At 43.2% G+C, this 15,271-nt stretch carries 14 protein-coding genes; 10 read left to right on the top strand and 4 right to left on the bottom strand.

The genetic code is table 11. The annotated features are described in order from the left end of the window. Nucleotides 1-7 precede the first annotated feature (7 nt). Nucleotides 8-751: a substrate-binding periplasmic protein gene (locus tag JCM16456_RS06235; RefSeq protein WP_231894423.1), complete on the top strand. Its 744-nt coding sequence runs from the start codon at nt 8-10 to the stop codon at nt 749-751. 90 nt (nt 752-841) lie between these two features. Continuing rightward, entirely contained in the window at nt 842-1,630 is a 789-nt protein-coding gene (locus JCM16456_RS06230) for an ABC transporter permease (RefSeq protein WP_068713393.1), read from the top strand. Nucleotides 1,631-1,860: 230 nt separating this feature from the next. On the opposite strand, the gene focA is transcribed toward JCM16456_RS06230, so the two are convergent. Beyond that, nucleotides 1,861-2,709: a formate transporter FocA gene (gene focA / locus JCM16456_RS06225; protein ID WP_068713392.1), complete on the bottom strand. Its 849-nt coding sequence runs from the start codon at nt 2,707-2,709 to the stop codon at nt 1,861-1,863. Between the two features lie 429 nt (nt 2,710-3,138). Here focA and JCM16456_RS06220 point away from each other — a divergent pair, with 429 nt between their 5' ends. Next, the gene (locus tag JCM16456_RS06220; protein WP_068713390.1) at nt 3,139-3,369 is read left to right on the top strand and encodes a TIGR02647 family protein; all 231 of its coding nucleotides are present in this window, start codon (nt 3,139-3,141) and stop codon (nt 3,367-3,369) included. A gap of 93 nt (nt 3,370-3,462) precedes the next feature. On the opposite strand, the gene JCM16456_RS06215 is transcribed toward JCM16456_RS06220, so the two are convergent. Further along, nucleotides 3,463-4,953: a hypothetical protein gene (locus JCM16456_RS06215; RefSeq protein WP_068713388.1), complete on the bottom strand. Its 1,491-nt coding sequence runs from the start codon at nt 4,951-4,953 to the stop codon at nt 3,463-3,465. Between the two features lie 344 nt (nt 4,954-5,297). Here JCM16456_RS06215 and JCM16456_RS06210 point away from each other — a divergent pair, with 344 nt between their 5' ends. Next, on the top strand, nt 5,298-6,128 hold the full coding sequence (locus tag JCM16456_RS06210) for an NAD(P)H-binding protein (protein WP_068713386.1): 831 nt from the start codon (nt 5,298-5,300) through the stop codon (nt 6,126-6,128). Next, a complete protein-coding gene (locus tag JCM16456_RS06205) occupies nt 6,121-6,753 on the top strand; it encodes a YdcF family protein (protein ID WP_068713384.1) in 633 nt (210 codons plus the stop codon). The genes JCM16456_RS06210 and JCM16456_RS06205 overlap by 8 nt, the downstream gene beginning before the upstream one ends. Nucleotides 6,754-6,936: 183 nt before the next feature. Here JCM16456_RS06205 and JCM16456_RS06200 read toward each other — a convergent pair whose 3' ends face one another. Together JCM16456_RS06200 and aspS are read right to left on the bottom strand one after the other, a co-directional pair. Beyond that, on the bottom strand, nt 6,937-7,518 hold the full coding sequence (locus tag JCM16456_RS06200) for a thymidine kinase (protein ID WP_068713382.1): 582 nt from the start codon (nt 7,516-7,518) through the stop codon (nt 6,937-6,939). Between the two features lie 222 nt (nt 7,519-7,740). Next, complete coding sequence (gene aspS / locus JCM16456_RS06195; RefSeq protein ID WP_068713380.1) at nt 7,741-9,525, bottom strand: aspartate--tRNA ligase; 1,785 nt, start codon at nt 9,523-9,525, stop codon at nt 7,741-7,743. A 326-nt stretch (nt 9,526-9,851) separates the two neighbouring features. On the opposite strand from aspS, the gene JCM16456_RS06190 reads away from it, so the two are divergent. From JCM16456_RS06190 to JCM16456_RS06170, 5 genes are all read left to right on the top strand, one after another. Beyond that, nucleotides 9,852-10,721 carry a DUF72 domain-containing protein gene (locus JCM16456_RS06190; protein WP_068715925.1) on the top strand — a complete coding sequence of 290 codons (870 nt, stop codon included), beginning with the start codon at nt 9,852-9,854 and terminating at the stop codon, nt 10,719-10,721. 130 nt (nt 10,722-10,851) lie between these two features. Then, a complete protein-coding gene (gene cmoA / locus JCM16456_RS06185) occupies nt 10,852-11,583 on the top strand; it encodes a carboxy-S-adenosyl-L-methionine synthase CmoA (RefSeq protein ID WP_068713378.1) in 732 nt (243 codons plus the stop codon). A gap of 90 nt (nt 11,584-11,673) precedes the next feature. Further along, nucleotides 11,674-12,645, top strand: a complete 972-nt coding sequence (gene cmoB, locus JCM16456_RS06180; RefSeq protein ID WP_068713376.1) for a tRNA 5-methoxyuridine(34)/uridine 5-oxyacetic acid(34) synthase CmoB — start codon at nt 11,674-11,676, stop codon at nt 12,643-12,645. A 318-nt stretch (nt 12,646-12,963) separates the two neighbouring features. Continuing rightward, nucleotides 12,964-13,749 (top strand): ATP-dependent zinc protease family protein, encoded by a 786-nt coding sequence (locus JCM16456_RS06175; protein ID WP_068713374.1) that lies wholly within the window; start codon nt 12,964-12,966, stop codon nt 13,747-13,749. Nucleotides 13,750-13,761: 12 nt separating this feature from the next. After that, complete coding sequence (locus JCM16456_RS06170; protein WP_068713372.1) at nt 13,762-15,270, top strand: inactive transglutaminase family protein; 1,509 nt, start codon at nt 13,762-13,764, stop codon at nt 15,268-15,270. Nucleotide 15,271 lies beyond the last annotated feature (1 nt).

Raw genomic sequence — 15,271 nt, 5'->3', positions numbered from 1 at the left:
CAATACAGTGCTAAATTGGTTTTACACATTCCTTGGCGTAATTTGGCTACTCTTTAGCCCACTTTCGTTGGCAAATTCCCAGGTAATCATCGGGCTGCAAAATGAGTGGCCGCCCTACGTGATTGATGGTAATCCACCGACAGGGCTCTCTGTCGACATCGTTAAAGCTGCATATGCAACTCAAGGTTACGATATTCAGATCGAGATTAAGCCATGGTCTCGCTCATTGAAAGAAGCTGAACATGGGCGTGATGTTGTGGTGATTGCAGCATGGTACTCAGACACCCGTAAAGATACCTTGCTCTTTTCTGACCCTTATCTTTATAACGAAATTAGCCTTGTCACACTGAAAGATAACCAATTTGAGTGGGGAACCTACAAAGATCTCAATGGCAAAACGGTAGGTGTCATTAAGAGCTACGCCTACGATGACGATTTTTTACAGTCACCTTGGCTTAAGCGTATCGAGGCCTCTGATTTGCTGACCAACATTCATAAAGTAATGAATGGCCGAATCGATATGTTCATTGAGGAATATCGCGTCGCACTATGGACAATGCGTAAAAACAAAATTCCTCCTAATTTATTTACCAAAATCTATCCTAATGTTGCTTACAGCGGCCTATACGTTGCGTCAGGGAAAGCAAATCCCAAAGCCAAAGTGTATATCGAGGCGTTTAATCGTGGGTTACGCCTCATTCGCAGTAACGGCGAACTAGATAGAATCGTAAAAAAATATGATAATGAATGAGTTAAATCACTTTTTAGCTCCTGCCTGCTCAAACAAAAGCATTCACTCATGCATTAGCAGGTAACGAGTCGCTTTTATTTGTGGACACATATGAACGAAGCACTGGATATCTCTTGGTCACAGCTATTTGCCTTCAGTTTTATCTTACTTATACCGCTGGCTATCAATTACTATCACCGCCTAGATCAAGCCAAGGATATTCTGATCTCTGTGGGCAGAATGGCATTACAACTGCTTCTAGTTGGGAGTTATTTACAATATCTATTCAACCTAAATAGTCTGTGGGTTAATATCGTTTGGCTTTTCTTGATGCTGGTCGTTGGTGCAAGTTCTGTTCTATCGAAGACACACTTGCCTCAAAAAGTATTGCTGTTTCCTATTGCGCTGGGCATCGGTATTGGACTTTCCCCTGTTCTTCTCATTCTATGCACCGCCATAGTACGCCCCACCCCATTGTATAATGCACAATACATGATACCACTAGCAGGAATGTTACTGGGTAACACCTTAAGCAGTAACATTATTGCACTACAAAACCTTTTTACTTGCTTTAAAGAACGTAAAGATCAATATGAAGCCGCTATCGCGTTGGGCGCTTCCCCTCGTTATGCCTCCCGCCAGTTTGTGCAAGAAGCATTGCGTAAAGCCTCTGCACCACTTCTTGCTTCTATGGCAACGATTGGCTTAGTTACCTTACCTGGAATGATGACCGGGCAGATACTAGGCGGCTCTAGTCCGATGATCGCGATAAAATACCAACTCATGATCATGATGGCGATTTTTGTCACAATGAACATTTCACTGGTCTGCTCCATTCACTTCACTTTAGGGAGAGCATTCAGTAAAGAAGGTCGCGTCCTAGTTCAATTTAATAAATAGCTTCTTTTATCTAAACTTTTACTTCTCATCGTGACATTGTCGCACGAAAAACGTGCGCCTTTTGCACCAAATATCATCACTTTAAGGTTACACACCAGATTTAAAACAACTTATCCACAGAAAATGTGGATAACCTTTTATCAAGTTACGGTTCAATTTGAAGACAAATTGCAAAAAATCAAAAAAAAGCGACCTTAAAGGCCGCTTTTTCAAATAGTTAGGAATGTAACTTAGTGTTTATTCTTAAGGAATACGACAAAGTAAAGCATACCAACCACAATACCACCACCGATCATGTTACCAATGGTCACAGGGATAAGGTTGTTAACAATAAAGGTCGCCCAGTTAAGGTCAGCAAAGTGAGCAATATCAGCACCAGTCATTTGCCAAAATGATTCAGGAGCAAACGCTTTGATGCCAATTGCCATCGGTACTTGGAACATGTTAGCAATACAGTGCTCAAAACCTGAAGATACGAACATCGCAACAGGCAACACAAGAAGCAGTACTTTATCTGACATAGAGCGCGCGCCAAATGTCATCCAAACACCCAAACACACTAAAAGGTTACACATAAGGCCTAGCGCTACTGCTTGGAAGAACGTGTGATGAAGTTTATGTTGAGAGATGTGCATTGCGTTGATGCCGAGTTGACCAGCATCACTCATGTATTGCTTGGTGACCAGCATAATGCCAACCAAAAGCATTGAGCCAACAAAGTTACCCGCATAAACAATTGCCCAGTTTTTGAACATCTGTTTCCAGGTGATTTTGCCACATGCTTTTGCAACAAGAGTCAGCACTGAGCTAGTAAATAGTTCACCGCCAGTAACAACAACAAGAATCAGACCTAAGCTAAATGCAAGGCCACCCATTAGTTTGCTAAAACCAAATGCCACATCACCAGTACCAGTAGTCACAAGTGTATAGAACACGAATGCGATACCGATTTGCATACCAGCAGACATAGCAAGTAGGAAAGATTTATAGGCAGGCTTAGTTGCCTTACCAACACCAACTTCAGCGGCGCGTTCCGCCATCTGTTGTGGTGATAGAGCGTCGAATTGGTTAAGTTCCATGATAAATTTACGTTTTGATACAAAAATTAAAGTCCGCGGATGATGGCTTTATTTCCCTATGAATTCAAGGAAATTTTATACTTTTAACAAAATTGACCGTTTAAATATTCAGTTTATCTATAAATTTAACCTTGTTGTTAATTGTCCTATAAGCGGCACTCATGAATTAGCGCGAATATGTTTATCCGACTGTTTAACGCGGATTTGAGTGGGTCATTTTGTCTTTTCACCTTCCATATAAGTATATCTATCCTATTGAATCCTTTTATAGAATTTTTATTTATATAAATATCACTTTAGTGAAAAGCATTTTCATTGAAAAATGATAATGAAATTAAGTGGGTTAGGTAACAAATCACTAGAATTTATATTGCAGTGTGCGCTCGTTTCGCTATGTTAATAAAGACAAAAACAGGCAGGAGTAGAAATATGAAGTTTAGCCAAAACCATATTGATGAACTTAATCTGTTACTACAATTTGATTTGGGTAGTACCTCAAAAGGCATCAAAGTACACAGTGATGCCTCCCCTCTTATACAAGATGCTATCAACAGCCTACACAGAAAAGGTCTTTGCACTCAGCCTGATGGTGGTTATTTAACTCATGAAGGTATCGAACTTGCAGAATGCATCCACCGAATTCATCGCATTCTCGAATAATGCCCACGTGTGGTCAGTTAATGACTGCGATTAACTTAATTCACCCGCAATAAAAAAGAGTGCATCTGCACTCTTTTTATCGTTTGATTCGCCTTAATTGGCTGCTGATGTCATTTCACCAGTGGTTGGCGTCTCCACTGGAGTTTCTGTCACAGGGAGTTCTGCAGGAGTCTCAGATACAGGCTCAACGGTGGTAACGGGCTCAGTCGGTGATGCCGAATCACTGACAACCTCTGATGTAGTATCTGTTGCAGCTTCAGGCGACTCATCCGCAGGAGTATCAGCTGTTATTGTCTCTGGAGCTGCTGGAGTCACAGGTTCTGTCACAGTTTGGGGAGCCGCATCCATATTTGGCGATTGAGGTTCAACAACCGTTGGCGTTACTGCCGCTGGTACTACCGCCGCTTGTTCTTTGGGTTGCAGCTGCTTCTCAAGATTCTCAATTAATTTAGCCTGTTGAGCGATTTGGTTGAGATAGGCTTTGTTCAACTCTTTAATTTGGCTTAATTCCGCTTTCAGTTGCTCATTATCACTTGTTAGGCTTTGAGTTGATGTTTTTTCTGTCGCCAATTGATGCGCTAGCTGCTCTACTTGATCGGAATTACGCAGCGCTTTTACTTGTTTCAGGATTTTCTCAGCTTGCTCACGTAACACGACATCACGAAAATCTGAACCATCAATGGTTTTAGAGATAGCAAGAAGCTGATTTTCAATTTCTAACACATAACCTTCGTACTTATCATCTTCTACTGCTGCCAGCAGTTTAACTTGATGAGCCACTTGTTTTACATGCTGCAATTCAAAACGTGCTTTCGCAACAGCAGCTTCTATAGCCGCCTTATCACGCGGATTTCGGGTAACGACATTAGATGCCAATTGAATTTCGCTTTGAGCTGCGCTAAACGTCATCGGAGCCACGTCATCAAAGCCTTCACGCTGCAGCACATAACGTTCTTGCTCCAAAGGTGAAATGTGTAATTTCAAACTGATCTTAATCTCGAGTTTTTTCCCTTGGTCCAAAAACTCAACTTGCTTACCTTGCGCATCTTCTAAGTCATCGTTTTTAACGTAAGCAAATAGCTTATTATAACTTACGGTTAACGAACGAAACTCGCCCGGGAAATGACGCTTAGCGAAAATCTTTTCCAAGTAATGCATTTGAGCAATTGAATCTGCAAGCAATACATCAGCTTTGCCTTTAAAGGTCAATAACGTCTGATGTAGAGCATCAACTGCAGCTATTTTATCTTGGTAAGCTTTAGCGTAGCTTTGACTGGAAAAGAAAGAACGATCTTCTGTGGTCACATTGGGGTTTTTCTCCATGACGTTATAAAGCTCACTGGCTTCATTCCAGGATTTAACCAAAGCAGCATAATCGCTAGGAGAATAAATCTTGAGTTCGGCAACTGTCGCAAGTGTTTTTGTCCACTCACTTTGCATCGTTTGGATCTTAGCAAACTCAGCGTTTGCTTGTTGTAATTCTTGATTCGTTTGGACCGCTTGCTGGCCCTCTTTCGGCGTTGATTGACAACCAATAAGAGTCACTAATGCCGAAGCAACGAGTGCTTTTCGAAGTTGATTCATAGCTAATCCTTAACGAGCTTGGCTCTTTGTTCTGTTTATTCTGAAAGCGCAGTGAAATAGACAACAGATGAAAGGGCGATACCCTCTAATAAAACTGGACGCATAATGTAGTACAAAATCGTGCTAAGGTTAATCCCGAATTTGGGTTAATTGTTGATTTTATTTTTAACGAGCAACAATAAGCACAATAAATACCCGACAATGGGTCAATCAAACTTAATATGTAACCGACTTCACTATTGTAAGAGTTGATGTTGTTTTAGAATATTCTTACCTTTAAGGTCGCGAATTGATTTTACTCACGTTATTATCATTCTGTTATGTAATTCACAGGGGAGCGTAACATGAGTCGCGTTGTAATCATTGGTGCAGGATGGCTCGGTAAGCCTCTAGCACAGTCGTTTCTGCAAAAAAAGATCAAAGTCAGTGCAACCCGAACCCAAATGGAAGGTGTTGAAGCACTCTCACAACTCGGTATTCCTAGTTTTTTATGTGACCTAAACCAACCTAAAGAGCTAACTGAACAGCTATTTCAGCGTCAATGTGACGTCATCATTGGTTGTTTTCCTCCGGGCTTTCGCCGCGGACAAGGCGATGAATACGCCCATTATTGGGGTAACTTAGTTACTCATGCTAAAGCAGCAGGAGTACGTAAGATAGTAATGGTTAGCTCTACTACTGTTTACCCCAATCGAATACAAGCCATGCATGAGTCTGATGCTACTTACTCTCAAGCTTTAGATAGTGAGGACTTTTCAACCAATGCTCGTATCATGCTTCAAGCAGAGCAGTGCGTCATTGATTCTGGGCTTGAATACGTGATAGTCCGCTGTAGTGGCCTATTTGGACCAGACCGCCATCCTAGCCGCTTTGTTAACAAGCTTAGCTCGGTTAGTTCCACCGCGCCAGCTAACATGCTCCATCTTAAAGATGCCATCGGCATCATTGAATTTGCGGTAAATCACTTAATTAATGAAGTGATTAATGCAACGACTCCAAAAACTGTGAGCAAAGCCGAGTTTTACGCGGCTGCGATTTCTAAAATGAGCGAGGAGGTTAGCCTTCCTCCAATCCAAGATCGACCTGACAAGCGAATTGTCTGTGACAGGCTGATCGAACTGGGCTATCAGTTCAATTACTCAAATACTCTGGAGGCTTTGTCCGAAAATGAGTAAACATCTTTACCAACATTTAGAAACGCTTTGGCGTTACATGCAATTGGACCACGACCTCCAATCTGCTGATGTCATTATTGCTATGGGAAGCAATGATTTACGGGTTGCAGAACATGCAGTAACTCTATTCAAACAAGGATTAGCTCCTTTAATCGTTTTTAGTGGGGGCTATGGTCGCCTCACTCGCGGTGTTTATGACACACCAGAAGCAGAGCGATTTGCCACCGTAGCCAAAGACGCTGGCGTTGCCGAAGAGAACATATTACTAGAAGGTACATCGCAAAATAGTGGCGAGAATATTCAATTTTCTGCTCGCCTATTGGCTGAACACAACATCCATCCGAAGCGGGTAATATTAGTCCACAAACCGTATAAAGAACGCCGCGCCTATGCGACTTTTATGAAACAGTGGCCAGAAGCGGTTGAGAGTTTACAAGTGACGTCTTGTGCAACCGATCTATTTGAATATCTTACTGAAGAAATGACATTAGATTTAGTGATTGAGCAATTGCTAGGTGATTTTGAGCGGATAGAAAATTACCCAGCACAAGGATTTCAAATCAGCCAACCAGTGCCAGTAGAAGTCCACGAAGCGTATGAAGCCCTTAAAACGATTTTTAGCTAACGCCTTAAACGCCGTCAGTTGATGGCTGTAGTAGGTTACAATCCGCTTGAATTGCATCGAGCTTAAACCTACATTTTCATAGAAAAGGATGTCAGTTGACATCCTTTTTTGTATTGTTCTCATCGCTTACCGGCACAATCGTTAATCGTCAGATAGTGGCAGTAATTAGTCACTCTTGATCTGTTACTTGCGACCGAGAGCCTCTTTGTAATGTAAACGGCATACAGATACGTATTTATCGTTACCACCAATCGCAACTTGATCACCTTCGGCTATTGGCTTGCCATGCTCATCGGTGCGAATCACCATATTGGCTTTACGCCCACAATGACAAATCGTTTTTAACTCCACCAGCTTATCTGCCCAAGCCAGTAATGCTAGGCTCCCTGGGAAAAGCTCGCCCAAAAAGTCGGTGCGTAAACCATAGCACAGCACCGGGATATCAAGACGGTCAACAACTTCGGTAAGTTGGTATACTTGTTCTTTCGATAAAAACTGACATTCGTCGACTAAAATACAGTGGCGTGGTGCTTCTTCGTTAAGAGCCGTAATTTCTGCGTAGAGATCGGTTTGCGCACTAAAAATATAAGCAGACGCTTCTAAGCCAATACGTGAACTGACCTTCCCTGCCCCAAAACGATCATCAATTGCTGCGGTATAAATGACAGGTGTCATACCACGCTCTTTATAGTTAAACGCCGATTGCAACAGTGTGGTGGATTTACCCGCATTCATTGCGGAGTAATAAAAATACATCTGAGCCAAAAGAGAAATTCCTGAAACGGGCCGACCATCGTTTATCGGCAACTAACAAAATATTGAGTGGGCGCATTGTAACAAAAAACCTTGTTGTGACCATGCGCTACCGCAAATTAACGAGTTAGCTGTCAAATCCATCGTCGTCATTAATTCACCATCGTGTGGCAAAATAGTGCGAAAAAAAGCGACCCTAAGGTCGCCTTTTTATATTGATACAGTAACCAACACTTATTCAGCGTCTTTCTCTGCTTCTTCTTTTGCAATCACAGCAATAGAAAGTTCTTCTAGTGCTGCTGGGTTTGCGAAGCTAGGCGCCTCTGTTAGAGGACAAGCTGCTGCAGTTGTTTTAGGGAATGCAATTACGTCACGGATGTTTTCTGTGCCGCAAAGTAGCATAACCAAACGGTCAAGACCGAATGCTAGACCAGCATGTGGTGGTGTACCGTATTTTAGTGCGTCTAATAAGAAACCGAATTTAGAACGTTGTTCTTCTTCGTTGATACCTAGCACATCAAAAACAGCGGATTGCATTTCGGCATTGTGGATACGAACTGAACCACCACCGACTTCATAGCCATTAATTACCATATCGTAAGCATTAGAGTTTGCTTCTGCAGGGTTGGCTTTCAGCTCTTGAGGTGACACACCTAGTGGTGAAGTGAATGGATGGTGCATTGCTGCAACGTTACCTTCTTCATCACTTTCGAACATTGGGAAGTCGATAACCCATAGTGGAGCCCATGCTGATTCATCAGTTAGACCTAAGTCTTTACCAATTTTCAGACGAAGTGCGCCAAGTGCGTTAGTCACAACATTTGCGTTATCGGCACCAAATAGGATGATGTCGCCAGATTGTGCGTTAGTGCGCTCAAGTAGAGATTCGATGATCTCTGCACTCAAGAATTTCGCTACTGGAGACTGAATGCCTTCTAGGCCTGCTGCACGATCGTTTACTTTCAACCATGCCATGCCTTTCGCACCGTAGATTGAAACGTAGTTGGTGTATTCGTCAATTTGCTTACGAGTTAACGCTGCACCGCCAGTAACACAAAGAACCGCTACGCGACCTTTTTCGTCATTTGCAGGGCCTGCAAACACTTTGAATTCAACGTCTTTTACGAGATCAGCGACATCGATGATTTCTAGTGGGTTACGTAGGTCAGGCTTGTCTGAACCAAAACGACGCATTGCTTCGCTGTAAGGCATGATTGGGAAATCACCTAGCTCAACGTCTAGCAGTTCTTTCCACATATCACGAACCATTTTTTCAGTCATGCCGCGAACTTCTTCCGCAGGCATAAATGATGTTTCGATATCGATCTGAGTGAATTCAGGCTGACGGTCAGCACGTAAATCTTCGTCACGGAAACACTTAACGATTTGATAGTAACGGTCAAAACCAGACATCATTAGCAGCTGCTTAAATAGCTGTGGTGATTGTGGTAGTGCGTAGAATTTACCTTTGTGCACACGGCTTGGTACTAAGTAGTCACGAGCACCTTCTGGTGTTGCTTTAGTTAGTACTGGAGTTTCGATATCCAAGAAGCCGTTGTCATCTAGGAAACGACGAACAAAACTTGATGCTTTTGCACGCAGTTTAATACGGTCGCTCATTTCTGGACGGCGAAGGTCTAAATAGCGGTATTTTAGACGCTGTTCTTCCGAGTTTTTCTGGTTGAAATCGAGAGGCAATACTTCAGAACGGTTAATGATCTCAATGCCTGATGCCAAGATTTCAACTTCACCCGTTGCCATATCTTTGTTGATTTGGCTGTCTGGACGAGCACGAACTGCGCCAGTCAGTTTGATACAGAACTCACTGCGCAATTGGTTTGCTACAGCAAACACGTCCGCCATATCTGGATCGACAACCACCTGAACGATACCTTCACGATCTCGCATATCAATGAAGATAAGACCGCCTAAATCACGACGACGGTTTACCCAGCCGCACAGTTCCACAGTTTGTCCAACGAGGGACTTGTTCAGGTGACCACAATAATGGCTACGCATAATGAATTTCCCAATCTCTTAAAATAATCATTTAAATTTTACGCTGCAGTTGCTCACCGCACTGCAGTACAAGATTCCATTTATACGCTGAAAAACCGCGAAAATCGACCTTCCAGCAGATAAAAGAGGTGCTTTTGTTCAAGCACACGTTCATTTGGTACAAATTTCAACCAAATCATGCAACAAGAACAGATTCGTGGTGCCGATTATAACGACAAATTGTCATCGACAACAGAGCTCTGTTACAGTGTGGCCAAACAGATCTACGAGGAAATATCCCTCAGCATCGCGAAAAGGAAGAGAGTATGTCGACAACGTCATTGCCTATGCGTCTTGGTTTGACCTTGTGGTCTCACTCTGGATGGCAAAGTGAATTTTACGGTTCAGGAACCAGCGCAGGCGATCGTCTTGCTCGCTACGCAGAGGTATTCAACACCGTGGAGGGCAACACCACCTTTTATGCCAGCCCAGGAGCGCATACGGTATTAAACTGGCGCGATGCAACACCTGATGAGTTTCGCTTTACCTTTAAGTTGCCCAAAGCGATTACACATGAGCATCGTTTGCGAAACGCCTCACCACTATTAAACGATTTCTTAACACTGATGGCCCCGTTGCAGCACAAGATTGGCATGTGGACCATACAACTGCCCGCCTCTTTTGGTCCTGAAGACCTTGGGGTTCTCTACCGTTTTCGTCAGCAATTCCCCAAAGATTTTCCTCTCGGTTTAGAAGTCCGCCATCCCCAATTCTTTGCCAAAGGCGCGGCAGAGAAAGAGCTGAATCAATGGCTGATTGAGCAGAACATCGACCGAATTATAATGGACAGTCGCCCAGTGTTTAGTGCTTCGCCGACCGACCCTTTCGTTCTAGATGCCCAACAAAAGAAACCCAAAGTGCCCGTCCATGCTATTGCAACGGCTCATCATCCAATGGTTCGTTTTATTGGCCATCCCGATTTAGAGGCTAATGTGGTCTTTGTTACACCTTGGTTAACTAAGCTGTCAGAGTGGATTGCGCATGGCAAACAGCCTTATCTGATGATTCACACTCCAGACAACTTACTTGCCCCGCAACTTGCGAAAAAAATATATGGCCAATTACAAACGCATGTTCAGAATCAATTTGCGCTAACCTTGCCAGATTTATCAGAATTTCCCGCACAAAAAGGCATCAATCAACTATCAATGTTCTAATTGAATCTCTCATTTACCCTTTCTAACCATTCCCCTTAATGACACCAGCATCAATTTTGCATAAAATACGCGCCTTTTCAGACGCAGTTCAAGGGCGGCAGGTTGTTTGGTTTTCCGCAATGAGGTCTACATGAGTAACAAAGACACTATTTTTTCAGCACCGATTGACAAAATTGGCGATTTTACCTTTGACGAGCGTGTCGCAGAGGTTTTCCCAGATATGATCCAACGGTCGGTGCCTGGATATAGCAATATTATCTCTGCCATCGGAATGTTGGCGGAGCGCTTTGCTAAACCTAACACCCATGTTTACGACCTTGGCTGCTCACTTGGCGCAGCAACACTCTCAATGCGTCGCCATATTGAAGGACAAGAGGGCTGTAAAATCATCGCGGTGGACAATTCCCATGCGATGGTGGAACGCTGTAAATTGCACGTCAACGCTTACCGCTCAGATACTCACGTAGACGTGATTGAAGCGGATATTCGTGAAATCGACATTCAAAATGCATCGGTCGTGGTACTTAACTTCACTCTACAGTTTTTATCCCCAGAAGATCGCTATAGCTTACTCGAAAAAATCTACCACGGTTTGCGTCCCGGCGGCATTTTAATTCTGTCGGAAAAGTACGTGTTTGAAGACAATACCGCCCATGAATTGCTCATCGATCTTCACCACGATTTTAAACGCGCAAACGGCTACAGCGAGCTGGAAATCAGTCAAAAGCGCAGTGCCATTGAGCACGTGATGCGCCCAGATTCAATTCCGATGCACAAACAACGTTTTAGTGAAATTGGTTTTTCGAGTTTCGAGGTGTGGTTCCAGTGCTTTAACTTCGGCTCAATGTTCGCGATTAAATAACGATTTTGGTCTCTGTGTTCGCATGTGAGTCCCACGCGAACACAGGCACCAATTGTCACTTTGGGACTCCGTATTTAGGTACACATATTCATGTTCAACTTTGCCAACGTATACCAATTGATTGCGCAAGATACCCGTCTGCAACCTTGGCTAAATATTCTTCCTCAACAGCTCACCGATTGGCAGCAACAGCAGCATGGCGATCTTGACCGTTGGTTACGCGCGCTCAAAAAAATATCAACCGATCGCCCAGACGTTATTGATTTGAAAGACTCGGTGACTCTGCATAATCAGACGCCACTACCGTTAGGTGAACAGAAAAAGTTAGAAAACTTGCTTAAGACCTTCCACCCATGGCGCAAAGGTCCTTATTTCCTACACGGTATTCACATTGATACAGAGTGGCGTTCTGATTGGAAATGGGATCGCCTATTGCCCCATATTTCTGACCTGACTAACCGCACCGTATTGGATGTGGGTTGTGGCAACGGTTATCACATGTGGCGCATGTTGGGTGCTGGCGCACGTCAAGTATACGGTATTGATCCATCAGAACTGTTCCTTGTTCAATTTGAAGCTATTCGCGCACTAATGGGTAATGATCAACGCGTCAACTTACTGCCATTAGGTATTGAACAACTCCCTGAATTGGAAGCCTTTGATACCGTATTTAGCATGGGGGTTCTTTATCATCGTCGCTCCCCTATTGATCATCTTATTCAGTTGAAAAACCAATTGGTTTCCGGCGGAGAGTTGATTCTTGAAACGCTGGTTATTGATGGCGATGAAAACGCAGTATTAGTACCGATTGACCGCTACGCGCAAATGCGTAACGTTTATTTCTTCCCATCCGCTTTAGCATTGAAAGTATGGTTAGAAAAAGTCGGCTTTATTGACGTAAAAATCGTCGACGAAAATATCACATCATTGGATGAACAACGTACAACGGAATGGATGAAACACAATTCGTTACCTGATTACGTAGACCCAGAAAATCCAAATATGACGGTAGAAGGTTATCCGGCGCCACGTCGAGCAATTTTAGTTGCAAAAAAACCATAATTGACACAGTTTTAACGCTCTATCAGGATGATGAGGCTAAGCTATGGCACGGAAGCTAACCGCTCCCCAACTGAATAAGTATAATCAAGAAATATCATATAGCTGGATTCACACTTTTCTCAGTGGCAATATGTTATTGCTTGCGATATTGAAGAGATATGAGCATTAAAAACGACCATAAAGGCGTGGCATTTCATCCACAGCTTAATTATCGAAGTGCTGCATCGGTAATAGGTATTCTTTATTCAGGTCAATATGCGCTATGTTTTGCTCTAAATATCATAATAATTAACACCAAACATATTAATAAGGTCGCAAATGTTTAAGCGAATAGCACCCGTTATTGCTCTTAGCATGCTATCAGGTTGCACTATGATGAACGGTGATGAATATCATCAAGCTACGCTCGCCGCCATCCAACATTCAGAATCGAATATCGACAATCATCTTACCAATTTGGAACTGCAAATTAGTAATCAGATGGACTATATCGACAGTCTAGAAAAAGAAGTCATCAAGCTTCAAGAACATGTCAAACTACTGCAACATACGGCCTCCGAAATTGATTCGCAGACTGAGCAACAGTTAGCCGTTCAGCAAGCTGCTGATGGTGTGGCACCACTAAAAATCACCCCACAAAAACCACGACACGAAGTGGTGTTAGGCGAAGTAGAGAAAGTCACTATCGATACCATCAATCAAACCTTTGATGCTCGTGTCGACACAGGCGCCGCGACCTCATCTCTTAACGCCGTAGATATTCAAGAATTTGAACGTAATAGTAAGAATTGGGTTCGTTTCCACCTCGCTGCAGGCGATACGGTCGCAAAAGATGCTCCGTGGATTGAAGCGCCTATTTTACGTTATGTTCGTATTCGTCAAGCGAACAGTGAAGAAGCAGAACGTCGCGCTGTGATTGAATTATGGGTGAAACTAGGTGATATTCATGAGAAAACACCATTTACATTGGCAGACCGTTCACAAATGAGCCACCCTATTTTGTTGGGTAGAGAATTTATTCGTGACATTGCCGTAGTGGATGTCAGCAAAAAATTCATTCATACCGACAGCGTTAAAGAAGCCAATAAAGAAAACACTAAATAGTAAAGGTCTTTTATGACATCTAAAGTACCGTTTTACATCTCCATATTGCTACTGATTGTAGCTGGAATAACACTCAGTGTTATGCGTCACCAGCAGTACGGTGTACCGTGGACACCCGGAGAAACGCGTCAGGTATGGGATTTAGAAGCTCGTATCGAATTTTACGCGATGGACAAGCCCGTAAAAGTCTCTCTTGCTGCTCCAGCGACGCAGGATGGCTATACGCTGATTAATGAAACCGCTTCCTCGCCTGGTTACGGAGTTTCGTACATTTCAAGCAACTCAGGACGTCGTGCAGAGTGGTCTATCCGCCACGCTAAAGGACCACAAACCATTTATTACAAAACACAATTTTTGGTCGATCCTCAAGCTCGTTCAACGCCTATTCCGCCCACGGGTGAAATTGAAAAACCAACCTTAGATGGTCCAGAAGAAGCAGCTGCCGTTGCATTAATTAATCGCGCAAACAAACTGTCAGCAGATCCTGTCAGCTTTACACGCGAGCTAATTAAAACACTCAACGATCCAGAGAGCCAAAATGCATCTTTATTGCTCAATAACATGTCTCGATATGAAGCAACGCAAAAATTGCTCTCGTACGCCAACATTCAGAACAAAGTTGTTGGGGTTATTTCTTTAGAAGATGGCCGCCGACGCCAGCCCATTCAAATGATGAACCAAGTGTGGGATGGTGAAAAATGGGAGCTATTTAATCCTGAAACAGGTACACAGCCAACCCATCCAAACCTATTGGTCTGGGATGAGTCCAACGTTTCATTACTCGACGTTATCGGCGGTCAAAATAGCCAAGTTTACTTCAGTATGATCTCTGAAGAAGTGTCACCTCAGCAAGCAACATCAAGTAAAGTTGAGGCTGATGGGCTACTCAACCTATCAATTCACAGCCTACCACTCGAAGAACAAGCGATGTTTAAAACCATCATGCTGATGCCAATCGGTGCTTTGATCGTGGTGTTCCTTCGTGTGATTGTCGGGCTAAAAACCTCCGGTACGTTTATGCCAGTGCTGATTGCGGTTGCATTTGTGCAAACCCAATTAATGACCGGGATTATCGGGTTCCTACTCATTGTGGGAACAGGCTTGATTATCCGTAGCTACCTATCGCGGCTTAACTTATTGCTGGTTGCGCGAATATCGGCCGTTATTATCGCCGTTATTCTGATAATTTCTGTGTTTACGGTGGTCGCATTCAAGCTTGGTTTGACAGAGGGTCTAACCATCACTTTCTTCCCAATGATCATCTTGTCATGGACTATTGAACGTATGTCGATTCTTTGGGAAGAAGAAGGTACCAAAGAGGTGTTGATGCAAGGTGGCGGCTCACTATTTACCGCAATTCTTATTTACCTTGCAATGACTAACGGCTATGTACAACACCTGACCTTTAACTTTATTGGTCTGCAATTGGTCGTTATGGCTATTATCCTATTGCTTGGCACATACACAGGTTACCGAATCTCAGAGCTACGTCGCTTTAAGCCATTAGCAGAGGATGATTAAT

This window comes from Vibrio tritonius, assembly GCF_001547935.1.
GTDB lineage: Bacteria > Pseudomonadota > Gammaproteobacteria > Enterobacterales > Vibrionaceae > Vibrio > Vibrio tritonius.
This window is presented reverse-complemented; position numbering and strand designations above follow the sequence as displayed.